The sequence below is a fragment of the Pseudomonas sp. COW5 genome (genome assembly GCF_026240005.1).
GTDB lineage: Bacteria > Pseudomonadota > Gammaproteobacteria > Pseudomonadales > Pseudomonadaceae > Aquipseudomonas > Aquipseudomonas kribbensis.
On record NZ_JAPHVP010000001.1, the window covers coordinates 897,099 to 919,521 of the forward strand.

25 protein-coding genes are annotated in these 22,423 nt (G+C 60.5%); 18 read left to right on the forward strand and 7 right to left on the reverse strand.

All coding sequences use genetic code 11. The features are described from left to right. The first annotated feature begins 196 nt into the window (after nt 1–196). On the forward strand, nt 197–2,398 hold the full coding sequence (locus OQ248_RS04095) for a hypothetical protein (RefSeq protein WP_085712961.1): 2,202 nt from the start codon (nt 197–199) through the stop codon (nt 2,396–2,398). A 294-nt stretch (nt 2,399–2,692) separates the two neighbouring features. On the opposite strand, the gene OQ248_RS04100 is transcribed toward OQ248_RS04095, so the two are convergent. Then, nucleotides 2,693–2,998 carry a DUF2288 domain-containing protein gene (locus tag OQ248_RS04100; protein ID WP_265812113.1) on the reverse strand — a complete coding sequence of 102 codons (306 nt, stop codon included), beginning with the start codon at nt 2,996–2,998 and terminating at the stop codon, nt 2,693–2,695. Between OQ248_RS04100 and OQ248_RS04105 the strand changes: the two genes are divergently transcribed. The 10 genes from OQ248_RS04105 to OQ248_RS04150 all read left to right on the forward strand — a co-directional run bounded on the left by OQ248_RS04105 (nt 2,997) and on the right by OQ248_RS04150 (nt 10,956). Beyond that, nucleotides 2,997–3,338: a hypothetical protein gene (locus tag OQ248_RS04105; RefSeq protein WP_265812114.1), complete on the forward strand. Its 342-nt coding sequence runs from the start codon at nt 2,997–2,999 to the stop codon at nt 3,336–3,338. The two genes, OQ248_RS04100 and OQ248_RS04105, sit on opposite strands and share 2 nt — an antisense overlap. A 12-nt stretch (nt 3,339–3,350) precedes the next feature. Continuing rightward, nucleotides 3,351–4,478 (forward strand): branched-chain amino acid ABC transporter substrate-binding protein, encoded by a 1,128-nt coding sequence (locus tag OQ248_RS04110; protein WP_085712959.1) that lies wholly within the window; start codon nt 3,351–3,353, stop codon nt 4,476–4,478. A gap of 231 nt (nt 4,479–4,709) precedes the next feature. Then, nucleotides 4,710–5,633: a high-affinity branched-chain amino acid ABC transporter permease LivH gene (livH, locus tag OQ248_RS04115; RefSeq protein ID WP_085729918.1), complete on the forward strand. Its 924-nt coding sequence runs from the start codon at nt 4,710–4,712 to the stop codon at nt 5,631–5,633. Further along, on the forward strand, nt 5,630–6,886 hold the full coding sequence (locus OQ248_RS04120; RefSeq protein ID WP_085712957.1) for a high-affinity branched-chain amino acid ABC transporter permease LivM: 1,257 nt from the start codon (nt 5,630–5,632) through the stop codon (nt 6,884–6,886). Before livH ends, OQ248_RS04120 begins: the two co-directional genes overlap by 4 nt. Further along, complete coding sequence (gene livG / locus OQ248_RS04125; RefSeq protein WP_265812115.1) at nt 6,883–7,650, forward strand: high-affinity branched-chain amino acid ABC transporter ATP-binding protein LivG; 768 nt, start codon at nt 6,883–6,885, stop codon at nt 7,648–7,650. The genes OQ248_RS04120 and livG overlap by 4 nt, the downstream gene beginning before the upstream one ends. Beyond that, nucleotides 7,651–8,352 carry an ABC transporter ATP-binding protein gene (locus tag OQ248_RS04130; protein ID WP_003222380.1) on the forward strand — a complete coding sequence of 234 codons (702 nt, stop codon included), beginning with the start codon at nt 7,651–7,653 and terminating at the stop codon, nt 8,350–8,352. Between the two features lie 157 nt (nt 8,353–8,509). Continuing rightward, the gene (locus OQ248_RS04135; protein WP_085712955.1) at nt 8,510–8,818 is read left to right on the forward strand and encodes a DUF2282 domain-containing protein; all 309 of its coding nucleotides are present in this window, start codon (nt 8,510–8,512) and stop codon (nt 8,816–8,818) included. Nucleotides 8,819–8,843: 25 nt separating this feature from the next. Next, nucleotides 8,844–9,731, forward strand: a complete 888-nt coding sequence (locus tag OQ248_RS04140; RefSeq protein ID WP_265812116.1) for a DUF692 domain-containing protein — start codon at nt 8,844–8,846, stop codon at nt 9,729–9,731. After that, nucleotides 9,728–10,486 carry a DNA-binding domain-containing protein gene (locus tag OQ248_RS04145; RefSeq protein ID WP_265812117.1) on the forward strand — a complete coding sequence of 253 codons (759 nt, stop codon included), beginning with the start codon at nt 9,728–9,730 and terminating at the stop codon, nt 10,484–10,486. Before OQ248_RS04140 ends, OQ248_RS04145 begins: the two co-directional genes overlap by 4 nt. Further along, complete coding sequence (locus OQ248_RS04150) at nt 10,483–10,956, forward strand: DoxX family protein (protein ID WP_265812118.1); 474 nt, start codon at nt 10,483–10,485, stop codon at nt 10,954–10,956. The genes OQ248_RS04145 and OQ248_RS04150 overlap by 4 nt, the downstream gene beginning before the upstream one ends. Here OQ248_RS04150 and OQ248_RS04155 read toward each other — a convergent pair. After that, the gene (locus tag OQ248_RS04155) at nt 10,947–11,861 is read right to left on the reverse strand and encodes a LysR family transcriptional regulator (protein ID WP_265812119.1); all 915 of its coding nucleotides are present in this window, start codon (nt 11,859–11,861) and stop codon (nt 10,947–10,949) included. The genes OQ248_RS04150 and OQ248_RS04155 overlap by 10 nt on opposite strands. A 103-nt stretch (nt 11,862–11,964) precedes the next feature. Here OQ248_RS04155 and OQ248_RS04160 point away from each other — a divergent pair, with 103 nt between their 5' ends. Beyond that, nucleotides 11,965–12,564 carry a short chain dehydrogenase gene (locus tag OQ248_RS04160; protein WP_085712951.1) on the forward strand — a complete coding sequence of 200 codons (600 nt, stop codon included), beginning with the start codon at nt 11,965–11,967 and terminating at the stop codon, nt 12,562–12,564. Nucleotides 12,565–12,607: 43 nt separating this feature from the next. On the opposite strand, the gene OQ248_RS04165 is transcribed toward OQ248_RS04160, so the two are convergent. Then, nucleotides 12,608–12,967 carry a hypothetical protein gene (locus tag OQ248_RS04165; protein WP_265812120.1) on the reverse strand — a complete coding sequence of 120 codons (360 nt, stop codon included), beginning with the start codon at nt 12,965–12,967 and terminating at the stop codon, nt 12,608–12,610. 163 nt (nt 12,968–13,130) lie between these two features. Between OQ248_RS04165 and OQ248_RS04170 the strand changes: the two genes are divergently transcribed. Together OQ248_RS04170 and OQ248_RS04175 are read left to right on the forward strand one after the other, a co-directional pair. Beyond that, complete coding sequence (locus OQ248_RS04170; RefSeq protein ID WP_265812121.1) at nt 13,131–13,784, forward strand: hypothetical protein; 654 nt, start codon at nt 13,131–13,133, stop codon at nt 13,782–13,784. Between the two features lie 95 nt (nt 13,785–13,879). Further along, nucleotides 13,880–15,493, forward strand: a complete 1,614-nt coding sequence (locus tag OQ248_RS04175; RefSeq protein ID WP_265812122.1) for an NAD(P)/FAD-dependent oxidoreductase — start codon at nt 13,880–13,882, stop codon at nt 15,491–15,493. 66 nt (nt 15,494–15,559) lie between these two features. On the opposite strand, the gene OQ248_RS04180 is transcribed toward OQ248_RS04175, so the two are convergent. Continuing rightward, nucleotides 15,560–16,654, reverse strand: coding sequence for a PLP-dependent cysteine synthase family protein (locus OQ248_RS04180; RefSeq protein WP_119427240.1), 1,095 nt, complete (start codon nt 16,652–16,654; stop codon nt 15,560–15,562). Nucleotides 16,655–16,900: 246 nt separating this feature from the next. Here OQ248_RS04180 and nhaA point away from each other — a divergent pair, with 246 nt between their 5' ends. The 3 genes from nhaA to OQ248_RS04195 all read left to right on the forward strand — a co-directional run bounded on the left by nhaA (nt 16,901) and on the right by OQ248_RS04195 (nt 19,668). After that, nucleotides 16,901–18,088: a Na+/H+ antiporter NhaA gene (gene nhaA / locus OQ248_RS04185; protein ID WP_085729906.1), complete on the forward strand. Its 1,188-nt coding sequence runs from the start codon at nt 16,901–16,903 to the stop codon at nt 18,086–18,088. A gap of 121 nt (nt 18,089–18,209) precedes the next feature. Continuing rightward, on the forward strand, nt 18,210–19,406 hold the full coding sequence (locus tag OQ248_RS04190; protein WP_265812123.1) for an S-type pyocin domain-containing protein: 1,197 nt from the start codon (nt 18,210–18,212) through the stop codon (nt 19,404–19,406). Nucleotides 19,407–19,416: 10 nt separating this feature from the next. Beyond that, nucleotides 19,417–19,668 (forward strand): pyocin S6 family toxin immunity protein, encoded by a 252-nt coding sequence (locus OQ248_RS04195; protein ID WP_265812124.1) that lies wholly within the window; start codon nt 19,417–19,419, stop codon nt 19,666–19,668. 75 nt (nt 19,669–19,743) lie between these two features. Here the strand turns inward: OQ248_RS04195 and OQ248_RS04200 are convergent, their stop codons facing one another. Next, on the reverse strand, nt 19,744–20,208 hold the full coding sequence (locus OQ248_RS04200; protein ID WP_007969461.1) for a glycine zipper 2TM domain-containing protein: 465 nt from the start codon (nt 20,206–20,208) through the stop codon (nt 19,744–19,746). A 168-nt stretch (nt 20,209–20,376) separates the two neighbouring features. On the opposite strand from OQ248_RS04200, the gene OQ248_RS04205 reads away from it, so the two are divergent. After that, entirely contained in the window at nt 20,377–20,613 is a 237-nt protein-coding gene (locus tag OQ248_RS04205) for a hypothetical protein (protein WP_085712943.1), read from the forward strand. Nucleotides 20,614–20,618: 5 nt separating this feature from the next. On the opposite strand, the gene pdxH is transcribed toward OQ248_RS04205, so the two are convergent. Then, the gene (gene pdxH, locus OQ248_RS04210; protein WP_265812125.1) at nt 20,619–21,266 is read right to left on the reverse strand and encodes a pyridoxamine 5'-phosphate oxidase; all 648 of its coding nucleotides are present in this window, start codon (nt 21,264–21,266) and stop codon (nt 20,619–20,621) included. A 24-nt stretch (nt 21,267–21,290) separates the two neighbouring features. Beyond that, nucleotides 21,291–22,382 carry an OmpA family protein gene (locus tag OQ248_RS04215; RefSeq protein ID WP_265812126.1) on the reverse strand — a complete coding sequence of 364 codons (1,092 nt, stop codon included), beginning with the start codon at nt 22,380–22,382 and terminating at the stop codon, nt 21,291–21,293. Between the last annotated feature and the right edge of the window lie 41 nt (nt 22,383–22,423).

Below are 22,423 nucleotides of genomic sequence, written 5' to 3' on the forward strand. Positions count from 1 at the left end.
TAGCCTCCTTTTGATTAAAGATCGCCGAATAATGGCCGATCCATCATCAATCAGGAAAGGACTCCCCCGTGCGACACACAGGCAAAGACCCTGACGCACGGGCCAAATACGCGCAGCAAAAAGACGCGAGATTCCCATTCCGTGAGGCTCGACGACAGTGGTCGCCGAGCCAACCAGTCCAGGTAAATGGCGCACAATGACTTCTAAAAACAATCCGGCCACTGCGGTATCCGATCTGACCCTGAGCCCTGCGGCGAACAGCCCTGCCCCGATGAAGCCATTGCCTCCTTCGCGCCCTCTGGGCACCCAGCAATACCTGTACTTCACCGAAACCAACACCGACCGCATCCTCGATAACCTCGATGGCCTGCGTGACCTGGTGTTCCCGCGCCCGCCGCACCTGGAAGGTGACAACGAGCAGCACAACGACCAGGAATTCCCGTCGGTGTGCCTGATCGGCCTCGGTCGCTGCGGCTCCAACATCGCCCTCGACGTGGCGGAGCTGGTGTACAACGCGCGCAAGTTCTACCTCAACGAATTCAACAACGAAGACCGCGTGGCTGACCGCCGCCTGGCCTCCGACAAAGGCTACAGCCCGGCCCAGTGGATCAAGCAGAACCTGCGGATCGGCCCGAACAAGTCGACCAAACCGGTGTTCCTGGTCGAGCCGCTGGTGATGCTCGGCGACCTGGACAAGGACATTGCCGGACGCATCCGTTTCTCGCGAAAGGGCGAAAAGAGCGGCTTCCTGCGCGACTACAGCAAAATGAAGATCATGGACTTGTCCGAAGTCCACGCCGGTGGCGCCGGTAACGCGCCGATCCTCGGCCAGTACCTGGCGAAGATCATCCTGAACAAGGACACCCAGCGTTTCTCCAGCCCTGACTGGAAAATGATCCACTCGTACCTGATCGACAGCTGCGGCATCAAGGCCAACCAGTCGCGCCTGTACTTCTCGATCTTCAGTGCCGGCGGCGGTACCGGTTCGGGCATGGCCTCGGAATTCGGCCTGGCCCAGCAGCACTCGTACATGAACAAGACGTTCGACACCAAGCCGATGGACGAACATGACGGCAAGAGCGGTCATTCGTTCGTGTTCGAGCCGATCTTCACCAGCGGCATCTGCGTGCTGCCGAACATTTCCGACCACCGCAGCGAAATGTCCGAGGCGCTGCACATCAACGCCGGTCGCCTGCTGTGCAAATACCTTTCGGAAGAATGGGATTTCTCGTACAACTTCGCCAACGAAGACAGCAGCGAAGCCAGCGTCATGGGCCGTATTCGCCCATGGAACGCGATGATGCTGATCTCCAACGACATCATGCGTTACGCCGAAGAAAGCGATGACGGCAACATCCAGAACATTGATGTCAATGCGATGGAGAAGCACGCCAACCAGTACATCTCGCAGCAGATCTTCAACATTCTGACGGCCCAGGCCGTCACCACCGACTACGACCAGAACTATTTCCGTCGCGCCGGCATCGACATCGGCGAGACCATTCGCCTGGACGCCAACGACCTGTTCATGAGCCTGGCCGGCCCGGTGGCGATTGCCTACGCCGAATCCGTGGTGCCGGAAACGCCGCCGCCGAGCAGCGACAAGTTCAAGGTGTTCGACAAAGAGCCGCAGCGCCTGAACATCGACGACCTGTTCTTCCGCTCGATCGACCTGCCGCACTTCAACAAGGTCACCCAGGCGATCGAAGGCATCAGCCTGCTGCCGATCGAATCCAAGCGCTACCGCGCGTCGCTTGAGCAGTACAAGAATTCCGGCTACGACGCCGCCGCGCTGCACGACCTGCACTTCTTCAAGAACTGCTCGTCGGTGGTCTCGATCGTTTCGCTGCCGAAAGACTACAAGCTGTCGTACATGGACCTGAACCGGTTGAAGACCCACCTCAACAGCCTGTTCCCCAACACCACGCTCAAGCGTTACGCGCTGGTGATCGGTGCTTCGGCCAACCTGTCGCTGACCACCCTGATCGCCAAGAGCCCGTGCCTGTCGGACGACTTCCTGACCCTGATCGTGGCGTTCATCAAGCGTTGCTTCGCGAAGAATCCGTACCGTTTCGACGAGACCCTCGACAACTCGATCCTCGACTTCATCATCAATGAAGAATTCGACGAAGAACGTATCGATGACCTGCTCAACGAATTCGAGAACCCGGCGAAGATCCTCGATACCAACTGGTACGCGATCAAGCCGATGTACGAGAAGAAGTACCGCGAGCTGATCAACGACAAAGAGAAGTTTGTCTCGATCAACGACATTCGCCTGTCGCGCGACTGCGTGAAGAAGTCGATCAAATACCTGCGCGAGATCTATCGTCACCGGATCGGCAAGACCAAGGTCATTTCGCTGAATAACCATACTGGCAAGACTTACTCGGTCTGACACCGGACCGAGGCGACCCCATCGCGAGCAGGCTCGCTCCCACATTGGAATGCGTTTCCCTGTGGGAGCGAGCCTGCTCGCGATGAGGCCCTCGAATTCCCCGATTTATTCAGCCTTTCCAACATCCCGAAACAATTAAGCAGCCGTTAGGCTGCTTACTAAACTGTGCCCGTTACGTTTACGTCACCGTTATGCCACCCGCGCTTGTGGCATTTCTCTACGGCAACGTGCCATCACGCTACTCGGCTACACACTTTTCCTCGGCCATCATGCGCACCAACGAGGTGCACCCCCTCAGGCCGACGCCCTTTCCTGGACCAGAATCCACGGCCGGACCACCACCGCCCACATCTCGGGATCACGTTCGAAAATATCCAGCGCCCGCGTTTCAGACAGCTTGGCGACCTTGTCTTCGGCCAGCCAGGCAGCGACTTTCTCGCCCTGATCCGACGCCACGGCCTCGGCCACGGCGATCAAATCCAGGTCAGTGTCGACCCACAATAGGGCACCCTGGGCGTAGAAGCGCTCCAGCTCTTTCCAGGTAATAGATGCGGTTTCACCAAGCAGCTTGGCATAGAGGGTGCTAGGTTCTTGATTCATGGGACTGTCCGGAAAAGAAATCGGCGCGAATGATAACGTCGGTGGTCCGGCAGAAAAACCCGGTAGCAAAAGGCTGCACCGAACGAAAAGCGCAGGAAAGCCAAGGAATGCTGATGATTGGGGCATAAGCCCTCTGAAAGCCCCGCCGCAATTCTGTCTTTTTCTTTCATTAAAGCGACATCTCCAGAATTTGCCCCTGGGCGCCAGCTTCCCAGGCCAACAACCGGCGCTCTACACTGTACCGGTACAGTTGCCGGGGGCATTTCCGGAAGATATCGCGAAGATATCCAGCCCGGTTCTGCTGCTACGGCGTCAGGACTCTAAAAAAATACAACAGTAAGAGTGGAGCACTATGACTAAGGCTACTAAGCAGATTTCCAAACTGTTTGCCGCTATGGTACTGGCCGGGGTTGCCAGCCATTCGTTCGCAGCTGACACCATCAAGATCGGTATCGCCGGCCCTAAAACCGGCCCGGTAGCCCAGTACGGCGACATGCAGTTCAGTGGCGCCAAAATGGCCATCGAACAGATCAACGCCAAGGGCGGCGTCGACGGCAAGAAGCTCGAAGCCGTTGAATACGATGACGCTTGCGATCCGAAACAAGCGGTAGCCGTTGCGAACAAGGTCGTCAACGACGGCGTCAAGTTCGTGGTCGGTCACCTGTGCTCCAGCTCCACTCAGCCTGCTTCGGACGTTTACGAAGACGAAGGCGTGATCATGATCACCCCGGCTGCCACCAGCCCGGACATTACCAGCCGTGGTTACAAAATGGTGTTCCGCACCATCGGTCTGGACAGCGCCCAGGGCCCTGCCGCCGGTAACTACATTGCCGATCACGTGAAACCGAAAATCGTTGCTGTCCTGCACGACAAACAGCAATACGGTGAAGGCATCGCCACCGCCGTGAAGAAAACCCTTGAAGGCAAGGGCGTCAAGGTTGCCGTGTTCGAAGGCGTGAACGCCGGCGACAAAGACTTCTCCTCGATGATCTCCAAGCTCAAGCAAGCCAACGTCGACTTCGTCTACTACGGCGGCTACCACCCTGAGCTGGGCCTGATCCTGCGTCAGTCCCAGGAAAAAGGCCTGAAAGCCAAGTTCATGGGTCCGGAAGGCGTGGGTAACGACTCCATCTCGCAGATCGCCAAGGACGCGTCCGAAGGCCTGCTGGTGACCCTGCCGAAGTCCTTCGACCAGGATCCGGCCAACCAGAAACTGGCTGAAGACTTCAAGGCGAAGAAAGAAGACCCGAGCGGCCCGTTCGTGTTCCCGTCCTACTCGGCGGTTGAAGTGATTGCCCAGGGCATCACCGCTGCCAAATCCGAAGACCCTGCGAAAGTGGCGGCCGCCATTCACGCCGGCACCTTCAAGACCCCTACCGGCGACCTGAGCTTCGACGCCAAGGGCGACCTGAAGGACTTCAAATTCGTGGTCTACGAGTGGCACTTCGGCAAACCTAAAACCGAAGTTTCGCCTCAGTAAGGCGCTGCCTGACTGACTGCCAATAAAGCCCACGGCGTGCCGTGGGCTTTGTTTTACGAATGTATTGGGCCGCGCTGGCGTGATCCGCCAGTCTCCCCACCTGAAAATCTCAAAACCGTCATCAGCGGTTCGCTGGCAAAACCCGGATTCGAAGTGGATAAAGATCCACGGGGCCGGGCGGGAAAATGACTCCACCAGTGAAATGCGTATCAGGTTTTTAGGAGCGCTGTAATGCCTGACATCTATCACTTCTTCCAACAGCTGGTTAATGGCATGACCATTGGCAGCACGTATGCCCTGATCGCCATCGGCTATACGATGGTCTACGGCATCATTGGAATGATCAACTTCGCCCATGGCGAGGTGTACATGATCGGCTCCTACGTGGCATTCATCGCCATCGCCGGGCTGTCCATGATGGGACTCGACAGCGTTCCGCTGTTGATGACCGCCGCTTTTCTCGCAACCATCGTCGTGACCAGTGCCTACGGTTACAGCATCGAACGGGTCGCCTACCGCCCCTTGCGCGGCAGCAACCGTCTGATCCCGCTGATCTCCGCCATCGGTATGTCGATCTTCCTGCAGAACACGGTTCTGCTGGCGCAAGACTCCAAGGACAAATCCATCCCCAACCTGATCCCCGGCAACTTCTCCATCGGGCCAGGTGGCGCACATGAAGTGCTGATTTCCTACATGCAAATCGTGGTGTTCGTGGTGACCCTGGTCGCCATGCTCGGTCTGACGCTGTTCATCTCCCGCTCTCGCCTGGGCCGCGCCTGCCGCGCCTGTGCCGAAGACATCAAGATGGCCAACCTGCTGGGCATCAACACCAACAACATCATCGCCCTGACCTTCGTCATCGGTGCTGCGCTGGCGGCCATCGCGGCCGTGCTGCTGAGCATGCAATACGGCGTGATCAACCCGAACGCCGGTTTCCTCGTCGGCCTCAAGGCCTTCACCGCCGCGGTACTGGGCGGCATCGGCAGCATCCCCGGCGCCATGCTCGGCGGGCTGGTGCTCGGTGTGGCGGAAGCCTTTGGTGCCGATATCTTCGGCGACCAGTACAAGGACGTCGTGGCGTTCGGCCTGCTGGTTCTGGTGCTGTTGTTCCGGCCAACCGGCCTGTTGGGTCGTCCGGAGGTTGAGAAAGTATGACTAGGAATCTTAAACAGGCGCTGTTCAGCGCCCTGCTGGTGTGGGCGGTGGCCTACCCGGTACTCGGTCTGAAGCTGACCATCGTCGGCATCAACCTCGAAGTGCATGGCACCAGTACCTCGACACTGATCACCATCGCCGTCTGCTCGGTATTGATGTTCCTGCGCGTGCTGTTCGACCAGCAGATCGGCGCGGCGTGGAAATCCTCGCCGAGCCTGCCGAAGATGCCGGCCAAGGCCAGCAGCTTCCTGACCCTGCCGACCACCCAGCGCTGGATCATCATTGCGTTGATCATCGGTGCACTGGTCTGGCCGTTCTTCGGTTCTCGCGGCGCGGTGGATATCGCGACGCTGGTGCTGATCTACGTGATGCTCGGCCTGGGACTGAACATCGTGGTCGGCCTGGCAGGCCTGCTCGACCTCGGTTACGTCGGCTTCTATGCCGTCGGCGCCTACAGTTATGCGCTGCTGTCGCACTACTACGGCCTGAGCTTCTGGATCTGCCTGCCGATCGCCGGACTGATGGCGGCCACCTTCGGCTTCCTGCTCGGTTTCCCGGTCCTGCGTCTGCGCGGTGACTATCTGGCGATCGTGACGCTGGGCTTCGGTGAAATCATCCGTCTGTTCCTGCGTAACCTCACCGACATCACCGGCGGCCCGAACGGCATCAGCAACATCGAGAAGCCAACGTTCTTCGGTCTGACCTTCGAACGTAAAGCCGCCGAGGGTTTGCAGACGTTCCACGAATACTTCGGCCTGGAATACAACTCGATCAACAAGGTGATCTTCCTGTATCTGGTGGCGTTGTTCCTGGCGCTGTTCGCGCTGTTCGTCATCAACCGCCTGCTGCGCATGCCTCTGGGCCGTGCCTGGGAAGCGTTGCGCGAGGACGAGATCGCCTGCCGTGCATTGGGCCTGAACCCGACGCTCATCAAGCTCTCGGCATTCACCCTGGGCGCCTGCTTCGCCGGTTTCGCCGGCAGCTTCTTCGCCGCCCGTCAGGGTCTGGTGACGCCGGAGTCCTTCACCTTCATCGAGTCGGCGACCATTCTCGCCATCGTGGTGCTGGGCGGCATGGGCTCGCAGCTGGGTGTGGTACTGGCGGCGGTCGTGATGATCCTGCTGCCGGAAATGATGCGTGAGTTCAGTGAGTACCGCATGCTGATGTTCGGCGCCCTGATGGTGCTGATGATGATCTGGCGACCTCAAGGTCTGCTGCCCATGCAACGTCCTCACATGGAGCTGCGCAAATGAGCCGCGAGATCCTGAAAGTCGAAAATCTGAGCATGCGCTTCGGCGGCCTGCTGGCGGTCAACGGCGTGGCCCTGACCGTGAAAGAGAAACAAGTGGTGGCGCTGATCGGGCCTAACGGCGCGGGCAAGACCACCGTGTTCAACTGCCTGACCGGTTTCTACAAGCCGAGCGGCGGCAGCATCAAGCTCGATGGCGAGCCGATCGAAGGCCTGCCAGGCCACAAGATCGCCCTCAAGGGCGTGGTGCGCACCTTCCAGAACGTGCGGTTGTTCAAGGACATGACGGCGGTCGAGAACCTGTTGATCGCCCAGCACCGTCACCTAAACACCAACTTCCTGGCCGGTCTGTTCAAGACCCCGGCGTTCCGCAAAAGCGAGCGCGAGGCCATGCAGTACGCCGAGTACTGGCTGGACAAGGTCAACCTCAAGGAGTTCGCCAACCGTCCGGCCGGCACCCTGGCCTACGGTCAGCAGCGCCGTCTGGAAATCGCCCGCTGCATGATGACCCGTCCACGGATCCTCATGCTCGACGAACCGGCCGCCGGTCTGAACCCGAAGGAAACCGAAGACCTGAAGGCGCTGATCAGCGTGCTGCGTGAAGAGCACAACGTCACCGTGCTGCTGATCGAACACGACATGAAACTGGTCATGAGCATTTCCGACCACATCGTCGTGATCAACCAGGGCACGCCTCTGGCCGACGGCACGCCGGAACAGATCCGCGACAATCCTGAAGTGATCAAAGCCTACCTGGGGGAAGCGTAAATGCTGCAGTTCGAAAACGTTTCCACCTTCTACGGCAAGATCCAGGCCCTGCACAGCGTCAACGTCGAAGTCCGCCAGGGCGAGATCGTGACGCTGATCGGCGCCAACGGTGCCGGCAAGTCCACCCTGCTGATGACGCTCTGCGGTTCGCCGCAGGCCCACAGCGGCAGCATCCGTTACATGGGTGAGGAACTGGTCGGCCAGGACTCGTCGCAGATCATGCGCAAGAGCATCGCCGTGGTGCCGGAAGGTCGTCGGGTGTTTGCCCGTCTGACCGTCGAAGAAAACCTGTCCATGGGCGGCTTCTTCACCGACAAGGGCGACTATCAGGAACAGATGGACAAGGTTCTCGGACTTTTCCCACGCCTGAAAGAACGCTTCAACCAGCGCGGCGGCACCATGTCCGGCGGTGAACAGCAAATGCTCGCCATCGGCCGGGCGCTGATGAGCAAGCCGAAACTGCTGCTGCTCGACGAGCCGTCGCTGGGTCTGGCACCGATCATCATCCAGCAGATCTTCGACATCATCGAACAGCTGCGCAAGGACGGTGTGACGGTGTTCCTGGTCGAACAGAACGCCAACCAGGCGCTGAAAATCGCTGACCGTGCGTACGTTCTGGAGAACGGCCGGGTGGTGATGCAAGGCACCGGTGAAGCGCTGCTGACCGACCCGAAAGTGCGCGAGGCGTACCTCGGCGGTTGATGGATCGCTTCAAACAAAAAACGGCCTTCGGGCCGTTTTTTTTGAGCTTTGAAAATTATTTTCGCGATCGCTGTAACGCATCACCAGGTCGTTTCTCTAGAGGGGTAAGCAAGCGCACATCGCTTGTTCCAACCCAAGTTGAAACCGGAGAAACATCATGACTGCTACCACCCGCACCCTGTCCGCCACCGCCCTGGTTCTGGCCCTTGGTTCCGCCCTGAGCATGGCCGCCGTTTCGACCGTCCAGGCGGCCGACAACAGCAACATGGAAAAATGCTTCGGCGTGGCCATGAAAGGTCATAACGACTGCGCCGCCGGCGCCGGCACCACCTGCGCAGGCACGGCGAAAATGGATTACCAGGCCAACTCCTGGAAGTTCGTTCCGAAAGGCACTTGCACCACCACCGAAAGCAAGACTTCGCCGACCGGTTTCGGTCAGATGGAAGCCTTCAAGGCCAAGTCCTGATCCGGAGGCTGCCCGAGTGTCGATCATGATCACTTCCTGCGACCATGCCTTCCCCCGCACTCGGGCAGCCCTCACCGGGCTCCCGCCCCGTGCCGGGCTGGGGCTCAAGACCGGGCACTTTCGTGAAGTGCTCGGTTCTCTACCGGACATCGGCTTCTTCGAAGTCCACGCCGAAAACTACATGGTGGCCGGCGGCCCGTTTCATCATTTTCTGGGTTTGATCCGCGAGGCGTATCCGCTGTCACTGCATGGCGTCGGCTTGTCCATCGGTGCCGAAGGCCCGCTGGATGTCCAACACCTCAAACGCCTGAGCGCGCTGATCGAGCGTTATCAACCCCAATCCTTTTCCGAACACCTGGCCTGGTCGAGCCACGGCCCGGTGTTTCTCAATGATCTGTTGCCCCTGGCTTACGACACGCCGACGCTGAATCGCGTCTGCGATCACATCGACCAGGTGCAGAACACCCTTAAGCACCCGATGCTGCTGGAAAACCCGGCGACCTATCTGGCGTTCCAGCGCTCGACGATCGACGAAGCGGAGTTCATCCGTGAAGTCATCCGGCGCAGCGGCTGCGGTCTGTTGCTGGACGTGAACAACGTCTATGTCTCGTGCATCAACCATCAACGCGATCCCCTGGCCTACCTCGACGCACTGCCGCTGCATGCAGTTGGCGAGATCCATCTGGCGGGGTTTGCCGAAGATTCCGACAGCCTCGGCGATCGCCTGTTGATCGACGATCACGGCGCACCGATCGATCAGACCGTCTGGTCGCTGTACCGACAGGCGCTGGAACGCGTCGGCCCGGTGGCGACGCTGATCGAACGGGACAATCAGGTGCCGGCCTTCGACGTGCTGCTGGCCGAGGCGCAACAGGCCGACGCGCTTCTGCTTTGCGCAGGAGGTCGGCAATGAGCACCCAAGCCGTGTTCAGCGCCGCACTGCTCGATGTCGGCCTGCCCTGCCCCGACGGATTGTGCAGCGCCAACGGGGCCGATCCGGCCAGCCGATTCGCGGTGTACCGCAACAACGTGCAAGGCTCGTTGAGCAATGCACTGGCCGACAGTTATCCCGTGGTGAGGCAGTTGGTGGGAGAGGAATTCTTCCGCGCCATGGCCGGCGTTTTCATTCAAAACCACCCACCACGAAGCCCGCTGATGAGCGACTACGGCAGTGAACTGGCGGACTTCATCAGCGGATTCGAACCGGCGTCGAGCGTGCCTTACCTGGCCGATGTCGCGCGACTGGAACGCCTGCGCACGCACGCCTACCACTCCGCCGATATTGCGCCGCTCAGCCAGGATCGGATCGCTGCGGCCTTCGCGGATCAGGAAGGCCTGAGTCGCTTGCAAATCGGTCTGCATCCTTCGCTGCATGGGCTCGGTTCAGCCTTTGCGGTGGTGGATATCTGGGCCGCGCACCAGCAAGACGCCACGTTGGCCGGGATTGATCTGAATCAGGCCCAACACGCGCTGATCCTGCGCAACGGGCTGGAGGTCGAGGTGTTCGCCGTGGATCCCGGCGCCAGCCAGTTCATCGGCCAGCTAAAGGCCGGCCTGTCACTCACCCAGGCGCTGGAGTCCGCAGAAGCCTTCGACCTCAGCCAGACCCTGGCCCTGTTGATCAGCCGCCAGGCCATCACCCATTTACATCACAAGGTTTCGCCATGAACAGCCTCATTGCCCGCGCCATCGCGCTGCTGGAAAAAATCCCTCACAGCCTGATCGCCTTCATCGCGCGTTTTTCCATCGCGGCGGTGTTCTGGAAATCCGGGCAGACCAAGGTCGAGGGCCTGGCCATCGACCTGATCGACGGCACGCTCCAGATTGGCTGGCCACATCTGGCGGACTCGACGATTCCGCTGTTCCAGAGCGAATATCACGTCCCGCTGCTGTCACCGGAAATCGCCGCGCATATGGCGGCGTTCGCCGAACACTTTTTCCCGATCCTGATCCTCGTCGGCTTCGCCACGCGATTCTCGGCGCTGGCATTGCTGGGCATGACGCTGGTCATCGAGCTGTTCGTGTATCCCGACGCCTATCCGACTCACGGAACCTGGGCGGCAGTGTTGCTGTACCTGATGACCACCGGGCCGGGCAAATTGTCGATCGACTATCTGATCGCCCGGCGTTACCGCTGAAGCCGGTCGAGCGCCTCACCACTGCGCTTGAACCAGTCGATCAGATAATCCGCCAGCACTTGAGTGCGCTTCGGCAACCCGCCCTGATACGGATGCACCAGGTACATCGGCATGCGCCGGGTCTGAAAATCCCGCAGGAGCCAACGCAATCGGCCGTCAGCCAATTCCGTCTGCAACAGATAGGACGGCAGGCGGGCGATGCCGGCGCCAGCGAGTGCGGCTTTTTTCAGCAGGCTGTAGTGATTGCTGGCGAACGGCCCCGACACCCGCACCCGCAACAGCTCGTGCTGCTGGTGATACAACCACTCTTCGCGACCACCGTAGTGACTGTTGAGCAAACAACGATGTTCGGCCAGCGCCTGTGGTGTCGGCGGTTCGCCGAAACGCTCAAGATAGGCCGGACTGGCGCAGGTCATTTCCTGCCAGGCCAGCAAAGGCTTGGCCACCAGTCGCTCATCGTTGGCGACGTCGGTGCGGATCGCCAGATCAAAGCCATCGCGGGAGAGATCGCGGTAGCTGTTGTTCAGCTCCAGCTCGATCTGCACTTCGGGGTATTTCTGCGAAAACTCCAGCACCAGGCCGTCGAAGAAGATTTCCCCCAGCGACACCGGAACCGTCATACGCACGGGACCTGCCATATCGTCCTTCAAACGCGCCAATGCCTGACGCGCCCTTTCCACCTGGACTACAAGCGCCTGAGCCTGGGGCAACAGCGCCGCACCGGCCGCCGTCAGGCTCAGCCGACGTGTGGTGCGTTGCAGCAGCACCACGGAAAACTGCGCCTCCAGCTGACTGATGCGCTTGGACAATTGTCCCTTGCTGCACCCCAGTTGCTGCGCCGCCAAGGTAAAACTGCCGGCCTCGATCAACACCGCGAACGCCGCCAGATCATCCATCTCGCTCATGGATTGTTTCCATTTGAAAACCAAAGGTTGCCCATTAGCGCGCTTATCAGCGGAAAAAACCACTCTAGACTGAAATCTCGTTCAATCACTTGAGGCAAGCACGATGAAAATTCTGTTGATCGGTGCCGGCGGCACCATCGGTTCGGCCGTGGACAAAGAGCTGTCGCAGCGTCACGAAGTCATTCGCATCGGTCGCAGCAGCGGCGATTTCCAGGTGGATATCAGCGACAGCGCATCGATCCGCAAGCTGTTCGAAAAGACCGGCAAGTTCGACGCCCTGGTCTGCGCCGCCGGCAACGTGACCTTCGCCCCGCTGGGCGACATGAACGAAGACAGCTTCGCCCTCGGCCTGAAAGACAAGCTGATGGGCCAGGTCAATCTGCTGCTGATCGGCCGTGAATTCGCCAACGACGGCGCATCGTTCACCTTCACCACCGGCGTCCTCAGCCACGACCCGATCCGCAGCGGTGCTTCGGCGGCACTGGTCAACGGTGCACTGGACAGCTTCGTCCGTGCCGCCGCCATCGAGCTGCCACGGGGCCTGCGCGTGAACTCGATCAGCCCGACCGTGCTGGTGGAAGCCATGGGCAGCTATGCCCCGTACTTCCGCGGCTACAAGCCGGTTCCTGCGGCGGATGTGGCATTGGCCTACGCCAAAAGCGTCGAAGGTCTGCAGACAGGTCAGACATTTCACGTGGGCTGAAAAGCCTCGGCATGCGGCGCTGGGTCAGCGTCGCATCAAGGTTTTAATGCTCCAGCAGCGTCGGAAGCAGCTTGCTGGCGACCTCGCGGGGCACGCTTATCATCAGACTCGGGCCTTTGATTACCGATTGAATCGTTGCGCTCGACACTTGAACGCCGTTGATGGACAGCTGCAGGGGTTGATGCAGTCCCTCGGTCGTCACCCGCTGCAGGCGATGCTGCGCATCCGGGCTCAAGGTGACACTGAGCTCGACGACATGCGGATTCGGATCATCGATTCGTTTGAGCTCGAGGCTCATTTCGGAGAAATCCGTCTCCGATGAAAAAGCAATTTCTGCCGCCATCGACGGCCATGCAGCCATCATTGCCAGTACCGCCAATAGCACCCTGCCTGATCCTTTCATAAAAACCTCGCGCATCCAAAAGGCGGACAAGGTACGGCCAAATGTCCTTCGTCCCGACTTCCAAAGTTAAGCCAAATGTTTCCGCTACGTGGCAAATCCAACTCATGGTTGTGATAAGCGGTCAGCCTGCGTAACGTGGCGGCACTTGTCTGGAGAGCCGAAGATGCGTGTTGCCCGTTCCTTGATCGTTGTTGCCCTGCTCCCTCTGTTTGCCGCGTGCCAATTGTTCGACGGTGCGCGGACCAGCGCCTCCCACGTCGGCCAGACGCGGATGCAGGGCCAACTGACCGCTGCCGACGGCAAACTGGTGTTCCAGGCCTGCGGTGAACAACGCCAGTACGTGGTCAACGACATCGGTGGCACCAGCATTCTGCAAGAGGCCGCCACCCTGGCCGACCAGCAGGGCAAGCTGTTCGCCGACGTGCGCGGCAAGATCGCCGGTGACCGTCTCGACCTGACCCAGCTGTACCGCGTCGAACGCTCCGGCACCGCTTGCGATGACCCGAACTTCAAGCAACTGATCCTGCGCGCCGCCGGCCATGGCCCGGAATGGAACGTCAAGGTCAGCGGCAAAGGCATGGTCATCGACCGCGAAGGCCAGCCACCGCTCGCTGTGCCCTATGTCGAAGAGCAACTGGGCGACGGCCGTTTCAACCTCAGCAGTGAAGCCAACAACCAGCGCATCGAGCTGTGGGTGGCGCCGCTACGCTGCGTCGACAGCAACACCGGCAGCGTGCAGCACATGAGTGCCGAGTTGCGTATCGACGGCAAGGTGCAGCGCGGTTGCGGGTATTTCGGCGGTTCGCGCAACGACTGATCGTTTTACCCTCACGGGATCCGGCCGTTGCGGCTTATAATCGCTGCCTTCAAACGCCCTGGCGCAGTTGTGCGCCCCGCGAACCGGATCCTGTCATGTTACGAATCACCGAACTCAAGCTGCCGATCGACCATCCCGACGAAGACTTGCGCGCCGCCATCGTGCAACGCCTGGGCATCGCCAGCGATGACCTGCTCGACTTCACCTTGTTCAAGCGCAGCTACGATGCGCGCAAAAAGTCTTCCGAACTGTGCTTCATCTACACCATCGACCTCGAAGTGCGCGACGAGGCCAAAGTGCTGGGCAAGTTCGCCGATGACCGCAACGTCAACGTGGCGCCGGATGTCAGCTACAAATTCGTCGGCCAGGCGCCGAGCGACCTGAGCCAGCGTCCGATCGTGGTCGGTTTCGGCCCGTGCGGGATCTTCGCCGGCCTGCTGCTGGCGCAGATGGGCTTCAAGCCGATCATCCTCGAACGCGGCACCGAAGTGCGCCAGCGCACCAAGGACACCTGGGGCCTGTGGCGCAAAAGCGTACTCAACCCCGAGTCCAACGTGCAGTTCGGCGAAGGCGGTGCGGGCACGTTCTCCGACGGCAAGCTTTACAGCCAGATCAAGGATCCGAAATTCCTCGGCCGTAAAGTCTTGCACGAGTTCGTCAAGGCCGGCGCGCCGGAAGAAATCCTCTACGTCAGCAAGCCGCATATCGGTACGTTCCGTCTGACCGGCATGGTCGAAACCATGCGCGAAGAAATCCGCGCCCTGGGCGGCGAAGTGCGCTTCCAGGAACGCGTCACCGACGTGCTGATCGAAGACGGCCAACTGGTCGGCGTCGAACTGGCCAGCGGCGAAACCCTGCATTCGAAACACGTGATCCTGGCGCTGGGCCACAGTGCCCGTGACACGTTCCGCATGCTCCACAGCCGTGGCGTGTTCATGGAAGCCAAGCCGTTCTCGGTAGGTTTCCGCATCGAGCACCCGCAATCACTGATCGACCGCGCGCGACTGGGCAAATACGCCGGCCACCCCAAATTGGGAGCCGCCGACTACAAACTGGTGCACCACGCCAAGAACGGCCGTTCGGTCTACAGCTTCTGCATGTGCCCGGGCGGCACCGTGGTGGCGGCGACTTCCGAGCCGAACCGCGTGGTCACCAACGGCATGAGCCAGTACTCGCGTAACGAGCGCAACGCCAACTCCGGCATCGTCGTCGGCATCACCCCGGAAGTCGATTATCCGGGCGGCCCGCTGGCCGGGATCGAGTTGCAGGAGCATCTGGAATCCCACGCTTTCATCCTCGGCGGCAGCGATTACAAGGCGCCGGCGCAACTGGTCGGCGACTTCATCAACGGCACGCCGTCTACCGAGCTGGGCGAGGTTGAGCCTTCGTACAAGCCGGGCGTGGCGCTGGGCGATCTGGCCCTCGCGCTGCCGGACTTCGCCATTGAGGCGATCCGTGAGGCGCTGCCAGCGTTCGAGAAGCAGATTCGCGGTTATTCGCTGCACGATGCAGTGCTGACCGGGATCGAGACGCGGACTTCGTCACCTCTGCGGATCACACGCAACGAGTCGCTGCAGAGCATGAACGTCAAAGGTCTGTTCCCTGCCGGTGAAGGCGCGGGTTATGCGGGCGGGATTCTGTCGGCGGGCGTTGACGGGATTCGTATCGCGGAAGCTGTGGCGCGTGACATCCTGGGCCTCGAGGCCTGATACGCCTAACCTGAAACGATGCAAAAAACTGTGGGAGCGAATTCGCTCCCACAGTCGTATTCGGCGTCAGATATTGGCGCGCAGCACCGAGGCCGGCAGCGCTTCACCCCTCTCGGCACTCGCCGCCACAGCCGCCATCAATCCTTCCAGCTCATAGCCCTGCGCCTTGAGCCACGCCGGATCGTAATAGGTGTCTGCGTAGCGTTCGCCGCCATCGCACAGGATCGCCACGATCGACCCCGACTCCCCCGCCGCTTTCATCTGCTGCGCCGCCATCAGCGCGCCGATCAGGTTGGTGCCACTCGACCCGCCCACATGCCGGCCCAGACGCTGCGCCAGGTAATGCATGGCCGCCAGCGACAAGGCATCCGGCACCTTGACCATCGCATCGATCACCTTCGGCAGGAACGACGCCTCCACCCGAGGCCGGCCGATGCCTTCGATCCGCGAACCGTGGTCCAGACGCAGGCTGGCATCACCGGTCTGGTAAAAGTCGAAGAACACCGAACGCTCGGCATCGGCGCACAGCACGCGGGTGCAATGCTGGCGATAGCGCACGTAACGCCCGAGGGTCGCGGTGGTGCCGCCGGTGCCGGGGCTGGAAATCAGCCACGCCGGGCATGGGTGCTGCTCGTAGCGCATCTGCTGGAAGATCGACTCGGCGATGTTGTTGTTCGCCCGCCAGTCGGTGGCGCGTTCGGCGTAGGTGAACTGGTCGATGAAGTGCCCGTCGTGTTCGCGGGCCAGACGTTCGGATTCGGCGTAGATCTGGGTCGGATCGTCCACCAGATGACTTTTGCCACCATAGAAGGCGATCTGGGCGATCTTCTCCTTGGACGTGGTCGCCGGCATCACCGCAATGAACGGCAGCCCGAGCATCCGCGCAAAGTACGCTTCGGAAATCGCCGTCGAACCGCTGGACGCCTCGATCACCGGCGCGCCGGGCTTGAGCCAGCCGTTACACAAGGCGTAGAGAAACAGCGAACGGGCCAGCCGATGCTTGAGGCTGCCGGTGGGATGGCTGGATTCGTCCTTGAAGTACAACTCGATGCCCGGGAACCCCGGCAGCGGCAAGGGGATCAGGTGGGTATCAGCGCTGCGCTGGAAGTCAGCTTCGATGATCCGGATGGCTTCGCGGGCCCACTGTCGGTTGTCGCTCATGGCTGTTGTTCTCGTTGAATCGGGCAGAAGTGCCTTCACAGGCTTAGCTCCCAAGCTTAGGAAAAATCCCACCGCACTGACAGATACAGCTGAGCTTCAATACCTTTGGCAACTGCTAGGCTCTGCTGCAGGTCTGGCATGCGCCTTGTAACCATATATAACAAAAAAGAATATAACTTTTGTTTTAACAACTAACAGTACGGGTTAGGGTGTCCCACCTTTTGACTTTATCGATGGAGAGCGACCTTGCCTCTGCGTAGCACTTTCACGCGTTTCTTTCAGTTGGAAGCTGCCAGCGGTCTGTTACTGATCGCCGCGGCCATCCTGGCTCTAATCATCAACAACTCGCCGCTGTCGTGGCTGTACACCGGCCTGCTCGACACCCCGGTGGTGGCGCAGATCGGCGCGTTGAAAATCGCCAAACCCCTGCTGTTGTGGATCAACGACGGCCTGATGGCGCTGTTCTTCCTGCTCATCGGCCTGGAAGTGAAGCGCGAAGTGCTCGACGGCCAGCTGTCTAAACCGTCGCAGATCGTCCTGCCCGGCGCGGCGGCCATCGGCGGCATGCTGGTGCCGGCGCTGATCTACTGGTTCCTCAACCGCGACAATCCGGCCGCCCTCGACGGCTGGGCGATTCCGACCGCCACCGACATCGCCTTCGCCCTCGGCGTGCTGGCCTTGCTCGGCAAGCGGGTGCCGGTGTCGCTGAAGCTGTTCCTGATGACCCTGGCGATCATCGATGACCTTGGCGCCATCGTGATCATCGCGATCTTCTATTCCGGCGAACTCTCGACCCTGTCGCTGGGCCTGGCGGCGGCGTGCATTGCGGCGCTGGTGGCGATGAACCGGCTGGGGGTGGTCAAGCTCGGACCGTACATGATCATCGGCCTGATCCTGTGGGTCTGCGTGCTCAAGAGCGGTGTCCACGCGACGCTGGCCGGCGTGACCCTCGCGTTCTGCATCCCGCTGCGCACGAAAAACGCAGAGCCTTCGCCGCTGCTGACCCTGGAACATGCGCTGCACCCATGGGTGGCCTACGGCATCCTGCCGCTGTTCGCCTTCGCCAATGCCGGCCTGTCGCTGACCGGTGTGACCGCCGAAAGCTTCACCCACCACGTACCGATGGGCATCGCCGTCGGCCTGCTGCTGGGCAAGACCATCGGCGTGTTCGGCCTGACCTGGCTCGCCGTGAAAACCGGCATCGCCGCCCTGCCCCAGAACGCCAATTGGGGCCAGGTGCTGGGCGTGGCGATCCTCTGCGGGATCGGCTTCACCATGAGCCTGTTTGTCGGCTCGCTGGCCTTCGTGCCGGGTGCCAGTGAATACGCCGGAATGGACCGGATGGGCATTCTCACCGGCTCGGTGTTCGCAGCATTGATCGGTTATGCGGTGACCCTGGCGGCAAGCAGAAAGAACACCGCGCTACCTTCCTGATGCCGTAGCGAACAATCCCCACGTCTTTAGAGACGCGTCCTACAGCCACGATTTTTCTGCTTCGTTAACGTCGTGCAGCCCCTTTCGAGGGGCTGCCGATGCATGAACGAAAGGACAATCAGTGGCTGGTCAAAAGGACATTCCCCGGGTTCCTAACCCACCGGCAGGCGACGGCCATCACGTCACCTACCGCTACCTGACGGCCACCGAGCTGGCCGATCAGGACGAACGACAAAACAAGTACGACGCCATGCTGGCGAGACAGGACGCCTTCGAGCGCAGCCGCGAGGTCGCGGCGAACAAGCCTGAGTCGGTGCGTGCCGGCTGTGTGTTCGCCAAGTCCTGCAAGTTGCCGGACGCGATCATCGATTACTCGAATCCTTCGGGGATGGTGCCGACTGACAGCCTGAAAGATTACGGCGAGGTCGCCTGGCTCGGTGCTCGTGAAGTTGACGATGCAGGCCTGCTGAATCTTGAAACCATCAGCGGCAGCACGGTTTCACTCGAAATCGGCAGACTTGCACTCAGGGCACCGGCACTCGCGCTTCCAACGATCACGGCACTCGGGGCTGGCGGAGTTGCCTTACTCTCGGGCCTGGTCGCCGCGCTCTGGACGCCAACCCTCGGCGACAGCGCCCTCTACACCGAAGACCAGTTGCGCGCCCTCAAACAGGCTCGAACCCGCGTGCGCCTGCACGTCGAACAGCAGGCCGACGGCAGCCTCAAGGGTTACGGCTTCTACACCGGCAAGAACCGCGACTGGGAAATGGTCGATGTCGCGCAGTTCGCTGCTCGCGGTAACCGGTTTGTTGCAGACCTTGGCGAAGGCATCGAGCTGATCTGGACGCCCGCAGTGGACGGCTCCGACATCCTCGGCATCCCCGCGCTGGAGGCCGCTCCGCAAGCACCGCATATCTGGGTGTACCCACCGACGAAAGCGGCGGACGGGATTCTGGTGAATCCGGTTTATCCGCCGGAGTATCGGGATTTCATTTTGGTGTTTCCGGCGGATTCTGGAGTTAAGCCGTTATACATCGTTCTCAGCCAGCCCCCCGACCATGCTTATTACGGTCATCCAAAAACGCTACCAGCGTTCCCTGATGCAATCAGGGTGAAGTCCAAGTCATCGGTTCGAGGTGGAGGAAAGCGGCGAGCACGTTGGGTAGACCGTAAAGGCCGGATTTATGAGTGGGATTACAAAAGTAATGCAGTAGAAAAATACGACAAACTAGGAACCACACATTTGGGGGAGTTCAATCACCTTACAGGCGAGCAAATCGGTCCCGCAGAGCCAGATAGAAGAACCACTAAGAATTAAGGATAAAACCATGCTCTACCTTTCCATAACCGGCTTTTACCCAGATGACGTCCAAGACGACACACTGCAGTTCGAGTTAGATATCGACGGCAGCGAAATGAATGAAAAAGTTGCACAGCTCATTGAGTCCAAGCCCCTGAGCGAACTGGAGCCTGGCGAATTGTTACTGAGCAAAGATCAGGTAACGGCACTGGAGGCCCTTCTAAATGTCAGCTTCCCGAAGGGTCTGGAATATTTTATGGGCACCTGTGCCAAGTACTGACACTACAAGCCGGCAACAAACAAAAAACCCCGACCAGTCACCTGATCGGGGTTTTTCTTTACCGCTCGTTCCCGCTTAGTGCGAAACGCGGCTGGTCCCGCCGACAGTCGAAATCCGTACGCGCTCGCCGACGCGGAACACTTCATTCTCCTGCACTTGCTGCACGTAGGCGCGCATGCTGCCGTCGTCTTCGCGCACGGTGATTTCAACACCTTGAGTACGGGTCAGGCCTTCTTCGGTGGCGGAACCGATCAGGCCGCCGGCCACGGCACCGATAACGGCTGCAACGATGCTGCCTTTACCGCCGCCGATGGCGCTGCCGCCGACACCGCCGACCACTGCACCGGCTGCGCCGCCGATCGGGGTCTTGGTGCCTTCGATTTTCACCGGACGCAGGGATTCGATGGTGCCCATGCGAATCGTCTGCACGCGACGCGCTTCGTCACGGGAGTAGGAGTCACCGGTCAGGCTCGATTGGCAGCCGGTAAGCAACATCGCCATCGTGGAAAAGGAAGCAACCAGCAGAACAGACTTACGCATAGGATCAACTCCAAAGGACAGGTATTCATTAAACTCCGCAGCTTGACGCCTGTCACGGCGCCGCCCGGATAAATTTGGTTTCATTCAGGCCCGGTACAGGGCCTCCACGAACTCACCCAACAGTAGCGCCAAAATACAGAGCTTGCGCCGCCGACCCCAAGGATTTTCATGGATTACTTCATCATTGTCGTCACAACCGTCGCCGGTTTGTACTTCCACTGGTGGTTGTACGTACGGATCAAACGCTGGATGGACCGCGATCTGGCATTGTCGCTGGCCGGCAAGGATGAAGGCAAACGCGCCTACATGCTCGAACGGCTGGCGCAAGCCCGATCACAGAAGATCAGGCGTCGGGACCTGCCGAAGTGGCTTGAGGCCGCTGCGGCAGGCTATCCCGCTCGGTAGACTGCTTAAGGTGCCAGACGTTCAAGAATCCAGTCGGCGCCCTGCAAACGGTAGTTGAGGCGATCGTGCAGGCGGCTGGCGCGCCCCTGCCAGAACTCGATGCGCTCCGGCAGCAAACGGTAACCGCCCCAGTGTTCCGGGCAATCGGGCTGGGTGTCGGTGAAGCGTTGCTCGGTAGCCTTGAGCAAGTCTTCCAGCTCACTCCGGCCGTTGATCACCCGGCTCTGAGGGGAAGCCCAGGCACCCAGTCGGCTGCCCAACGGGCGCACCTGATAATAGGCGTTGGACTCCTGCGGCGTGACCTTCACCACTCGCCCTTCGATGCGCACCTGGCGCTCCAGGGTCGGCCAGAAGAACGTCATGGCCGCGAACGGATTCGCGGCCAGATGCTGGCCCTTGGCGCTTTCGTAGTTGGTGAAGAAGGTGAAGCCCTGCTCGTCCAGGCCCTTGAGCAGCAGAATGCGGCAGTGCGGACGCCCGTCCGCATCGACCGTGGCCAGGGTCATGGCGTTGGCCTCCACGGGCGCCTGCTCGGTTTTCACCGCGTCGGCGAACCACTGGTGGAACAGCGCAAAAGGCTCGGCCGGGGCTTGCGCCTCGGTCAGGCCGTCCCGGGTGTAATCACGACGCATATCTGCCAGAGCCTGGGTCATGGCGCATTCCTTTTCGTTAGCGGATCACTGTTTTGCCGCGTCGGTCGCCGCGACTTTCTTGTCGCTGGCGGCGGCTTTGGCTGGAGCGGTTTTCTTCGCCGGGGCCTTCTTCACGGGAGCCTTGGCTGCGGCCTTCTTGGCCGGTGCCTTTTTGGTGGCCGGGACAGCAGCCTTCTTCGCCGCAGGTGCCGGAGTCACAGGCTTGGCGACTGGCTTGACGTCCTGGGCAGCGACCATGGTCACCGGCTTCGGTGCCGGCATGTTGTACTTGCTCAGCAGCGCGACCATGGTGTTCTGCGGGGTCACCAGCAGTTCGACACGACGGTTCAGGGCACGACCTTCAACGCTGTCGTTGGCCGCACGCGGGGCATCGGCGCCCATGCCGCGCAGCATCAGGCGATCACGCTGCAAGCCGCTCAGGCGGAAGATTGCCGCCACCGACTGGGCACGTTCCTGGCTCAGTTTGGTGTTGTCTGCTGCGACACCGGCGTTGTCGCTATGGCCGAGCACCAGGACCGCGGTTTTCGGGTCGGCTTCGAGGATCTTGGCGATATTGGTGAACGGGCTCAGGGTCACCGGCAACAGCATGGCCGGGCGTTTCGGGTTGAACGAACCTTCAACCGGCGCGGTCACCACGAGGACGTTTTCACGGCGCTCGAATTGCAGGTTGCTGCCCTTGATCGCGTCACGCAGGCGCGGCTCGTAGTCGTCGAGCCAGGCCTGGGTCACTTTCGGGTCAGGCATCGGCACGGCTTTGGCGGTGTCCTGGGACTTGCCGCCGAACGGCCACCACCACTTGGTGCCGGTATCGGCATCAGCCTTGGCGACAACGGCAGGCGCGGCTTGCGGTTTGACTTCGGGCTTCACGTCGGCCTTGTCGGCCGAATCGTCGGAGCCGAACGGCCAGTACCAGTGGCTGCTGCTCTCGGTCTTGGCGACAGGGGCTGTAGCGGCGGGTTTCACCGGTGCAGGTGCAGGTGCCGGCTCCTTGGCCGCGACCTTGTCGGAGGAGCCGAACGGCCACCAGCTGCCGCCATCGGCGTCATTCTTGGGAGTCTGAGCGCAACCGGTGATCGCGAAACACAGGGCCAGAGCGAGAGTTTGTTTGGACGACATTGGAAACCCACAAAAATTAGTAATGGACAATCAGAGGACTT

Coding starts and splice junctions, on each gene's coding strand:
- OQ248_RS04105 (WP_265812114.1), top strand. CDS start 2,997: ATGGGACTGTCCGGAAAAGAAATCGGCGCGAATGATAACGTCGGTGGT.
- OQ248_RS04120 (WP_085712957.1), top strand. CDS start 5,630: ATGACTAGGAATCTTAAACAGGCGCTGTTCAGCGCCCTGCTGGTGTGG.
- OQ248_RS04135 (WP_085712955.1), top strand. CDS start 8,510: ATGACTGCTACCACCCGCACCCTGTCCGCCACCGCCCTGGTTCTGGCC.
- OQ248_RS04110 (WP_085712959.1), top strand. CDS start 3,351: ATGACTAAGGCTACTAAGCAGATTTCCAAACTGTTTGCCGCTATGGTA.
- OQ248_RS04205 (WP_085712943.1), top strand. CDS start 20,377: ATGGATTACTTCATCATTGTCGTCACAACCGTCGCCGGTTTGTACTTC.
- OQ248_RS04200 (WP_007969461.1), bottom strand. CDS start 20,208: ATGCGTAAGTCTGTTCTGCTGGTTGCTTCCTTTTCCACGATGGCGATG.
- OQ248_RS04155 (WP_265812119.1), bottom strand. CDS start 11,861: ATGAGCGAGATGGATGATCTGGCGGCGTTCGCGGTGTTGATCGAGGCC.
- livH (WP_085729918.1), top strand. CDS start 4,710: ATGCCTGACATCTATCACTTCTTCCAACAGCTGGTTAATGGCATGACC.
- pdxH (WP_265812125.1), bottom strand. CDS start 21,266: ATGACCCAGGCTCTGGCAGATATGCGTCGTGATTACACCCGGGACGGC.
- OQ248_RS04150 (WP_265812118.1), top strand. CDS start 10,483: ATGAACAGCCTCATTGCCCGCGCCATCGCGCTGCTGGAAAAAATCCCT.
- OQ248_RS04180 (WP_119427240.1), bottom strand. CDS start 16,654: ATGAGCGACAACCGACAGTGGGCCCGCGAAGCCATCCGGATCATCGAA.
- OQ248_RS04095 (WP_085712961.1), top strand. CDS start 197: ATGACTTCTAAAAACAATCCGGCCACTGCGGTATCCGATCTGACCCTG.
- OQ248_RS04215 (WP_265812126.1), bottom strand. CDS start 22,382: ATGTCGTCCAAACAAACTCTCGCTCTGGCCCTGTGTTTCGCGATCACC.
- livG (WP_265812115.1), top strand. CDS start 6,883: ATGAGCCGCGAGATCCTGAAAGTCGAAAATCTGAGCATGCGCTTCGGC.
- OQ248_RS04165 (WP_265812120.1), bottom strand. CDS start 12,967: ATGAAAGGATCAGGCAGGGTGCTATTGGCGGTACTGGCAATGATGGCT.
- OQ248_RS04195 (WP_265812124.1), top strand. CDS start 19,417: ATGCTCTACCTTTCCATAACCGGCTTTTACCCAGATGACGTCCAAGAC.
- OQ248_RS04130 (WP_003222380.1), top strand. CDS start 7,651: ATGCTGCAGTTCGAAAACGTTTCCACCTTCTACGGCAAGATCCAGGCC.
- OQ248_RS04170 (WP_265812121.1), top strand. CDS start 13,131: ATGCGTGTTGCCCGTTCCTTGATCGTTGTTGCCCTGCTCCCTCTGTTT.
- OQ248_RS04175 (WP_265812122.1), top strand. CDS start 13,880: ATGTTACGAATCACCGAACTCAAGCTGCCGATCGACCATCCCGACGAA.
- OQ248_RS04100 (WP_265812113.1), bottom strand. CDS start 2,998: ATGAATCAAGAACCTAGCACCCTCTATGCCAAGCTGCTTGGTGAAACC.
- OQ248_RS04145 (WP_265812117.1), top strand. CDS start 9,728: ATGAGCACCCAAGCCGTGTTCAGCGCCGCACTGCTCGATGTCGGCCTG.
- OQ248_RS04160 (WP_085712951.1), top strand. CDS start 11,965: ATGAAAATTCTGTTGATCGGTGCCGGCGGCACCATCGGTTCGGCCGTG.
- OQ248_RS04140 (WP_265812116.1), top strand. CDS start 8,844: ATGATCACTTCCTGCGACCATGCCTTCCCCCGCACTCGGGCAGCCCTC.